Genomic DNA, 2,394 nt, shown 5'->3' with positions numbered 1-2,394 from the left:
CGCGTACTCGGTCAACGCCGACCTGTTCCTGCGGACCCCGGCGGACGTCGCCGCGGGTGCGTACACCTCGACGCTGACCCTGTCGCTGTTCGAGTAATGGCTCGGCGGGGGCCCTTGCGTGGCCCCCGCCGACCCCTTTCGTTCGAGAGGCGGAATCGTCAGAGTTTCGGAAGACGTTTCGGGCCCCGGGTTCCGGGGCCCATTTCCGTCACCTGGTGATGGGGCTGCGCGGTGTAATCTTCATCGGAAGTGAGGGGACCAACGGGTGTGCCACCGGGCTGAAACCGCACCGAAACTTCGCCGAAAAGGCTTGCGCACGTACTGTCGCTAGGGGTGCTCGTCAAAGACGCTCGGGCGGCGGCCTGTCGCCGTGCACCAGCAGGTGCCGGGTCGCTGGGAGGGAGCATCGCATGACGACCGGGCCCGAGGTCCCCGCCAACCGCACGGCCACCCTCACCGATGTCGCCAAGCTCGCCGGAGTGTCGGTCGCCACCGCCTCCAAGGCCATCAACGGGCGCGGCGAGGTGAAGGCGGCCACCAGGGTACGCGTGCTGGAGGCCGCGGAGCTGCTGTCCTTCGCGCCGAACGCCCTCGCCCGTAGCCTGCTGAGCGGCCGGACCGGCACCGTCGGCCTGCTGACCAGCGACCTGGAGGGGCGCTTCTCGATTCCCATCCTGATGGGTGTGGAGGACGCCTTCGGGGCGGGCCAGGTCTCGGTCTTCCTGTGCGACGCACGCGGTGACGCGATCCGGGAGAAACACCACGTACGCGCGCTGCTGTCCCGGCGGGTGGACGGTCTGATCGTCGTGGGCTCCCGCACCGACCCTCGCCCGCCGCTGGCCGGCAACATCCCGGTGCCGGTCGTGTACGTCTACGCCCCCTCCGCGAACCCGGACGACATCTCGATCACCGTCGACAACGTGGGCGGCGGCCAGCTCGCCATCGAGCACCTGCTGTCCTGCGGCCGGCGCAACATCGCCCACATCACCGGTGAAGCCGGCTTCCAGGCGGCCCGGGACCGCGCCGATGGCGCGGCGGCGGCACTCGCCGCCGCCGGGCTGAGGATGATCGGCCACCGGCCGTACTTCGGGTCGTGGGACGAGTCCTGGGGGCGCGCCGCGGCGCACATGGTCGTCGAGCAGCACCCCGAGGTCGACGCGATCTTCTGCGGCAGCGACCAGATCGCCCGCGGCGTCCTGGAGACGCTGCGCGACCTCGGACGCGACGTGCCGGGCACGACCTCCGTGATCGGCTTCGACAACTGGGATGCCATCGCCGCGCACTCCCGCCCGCGCCTGACCAGCATAGACATGAACCTCAAGCGCCTCGGCGCGGTGGCCGGCCAACGGCTCTTCGCGGCCATCGACAGCGCCACCGCGCCAAGTTCGGAGGAGTTTCCCGGTCGCCTCGTGATCCGCGAGTCGACCGTACCGATCGGCTGAGACCCGGGGGGATCAGCCGCTGCGCAGTTCGGCGGGGTTGGTACTGGACCGTTGCAGGAGCACGCTCGCCGCGATCACCAGGAGGACGGCGAGCAGGGAGGCCGACGCGATCGCCCCGATCTCGCCCCACGGCACCGAGGTCCGGAAGGTGTGCGTGACACTGACGTACTCCAGGTAGTTCACGGCGTAGTCCCCGGCGCACTGCTCCGGCGTACCGACACAGACCTGGCGGCCCCAGCTTCCGGTGGCGGTGGCGGTGAAGGACCGTTCTCGCTCCCATGGGACCACCGTTCCCAGAGCATGGGATGCGGACGTGAGATCTTGGACAGTTCCCGTTAGCGCGTAACGGGAACTGTCCAAGATCGCGAAAGCGGGCGGGATCGAGCGGCAAGGGGCGTCGCCGGACCGGGTACCGGGTGGCTTCGGTACCGGGTGGCGGCGGGTGAGCAGCGAGCTCATCCGCCGCAGCGGCGCCCGGACGGTCAGCCGGTCGCCTTGATCTCCAACAGCCCCACCGAGGCGGCGTTGGCCTGCAACACCACCCGCAGCCGGGACGTGCTCACGGCCGGGAAGGTGACCCGGTTGTACTGGTTGATCGCGATCGGGTACCCGCTGGCCCCGGGCACGTCGGCGTAGGCGCTGCCGGTCCAGTACTGCAACCGCCAGGATGCCGGCAACCGCACGCCGCCGTTGTCGTCGAAGAAGTACACCTCCGCCGCGCGCAGGGTCTGCGCCGACGACCAGGTCAGCTCCGCCCACTGTTGCCCCTGGTTCGGCCAGGTCCCCCAGCGAGGGTTGACCGTGTCGTTCGACGATGGTGGGTCGATGCCGTCGTTGAGCGCGGCCACCGACTCCCACGGCGAGGTGTACGACGCCGAGGGTGTCGCCGAGCCGGCCAGGTTCCCGGACGGTGGCGGGCCACCGCCCCGGCCGTACAGCTTGACCTCCGTCA

The 2,394-nt window shown here is 70.2% G+C and carries 2 protein-coding genes and 1 pseudogene; 1 reads left to right on the top strand and 2 read right to left on the bottom strand.

Annotated features, from left to right (window positions below; translation table 11 throughout):
* Positions 1-410 precede the first annotated feature (410 nt).
* Complete coding sequence (locus AB0M52_RS33240) at positions 411-1,442, top strand: LacI family DNA-binding transcriptional regulator (RefSeq protein WP_363961814.1); 1,032 nt, start codon at positions 411-413, stop codon at positions 1,440-1,442.
* 12 nt (positions 1,443-1,454) lie between these two features.
* Here AB0M52_RS33240 and AB0M52_RS33235 read toward each other — a convergent pair whose 3' ends face one another.
* Both AB0M52_RS33235 and AB0M52_RS33230 read right to left on the bottom strand, forming a co-directional pair.
* Complete coding sequence (locus tag AB0M52_RS33235) at positions 1,455-1,730, bottom strand: hypothetical protein (RefSeq protein ID WP_363961813.1); 276 nt, start codon at positions 1,728-1,730, stop codon at positions 1,455-1,457.
* A 194-nt stretch (positions 1,731-1,924) separates the two neighbouring features.
* Positions 1,925-2,394 (bottom strand): annotated as a pseudogene (locus AB0M52_RS33230) (hypothetical protein); the annotation flags it as partial.

Source organism: Micromonospora sp. NPDC051296 (assembly GCF_040682255.1).
Classification (GTDB): domain Bacteria; phylum Actinomycetota; class Actinomycetes; order Mycobacteriales; family Micromonosporaceae; genus Micromonospora; species Micromonospora craterilacus.
The sequence above is the reverse complement of the archived record's forward strand: the minus strand, read 5'-3'. Positions and strand labels throughout refer to the sequence as shown.

Bases quoted from the DNA above. Each gene is read 5' to 3' on its own strand.
- AB0M52_RS33240 (WP_363961814.1), top strand. From the start codon at position 411: ATGACGACCGGGCCCGAGGTCCCCGCCAACCGCACGGCCACCCTCACC.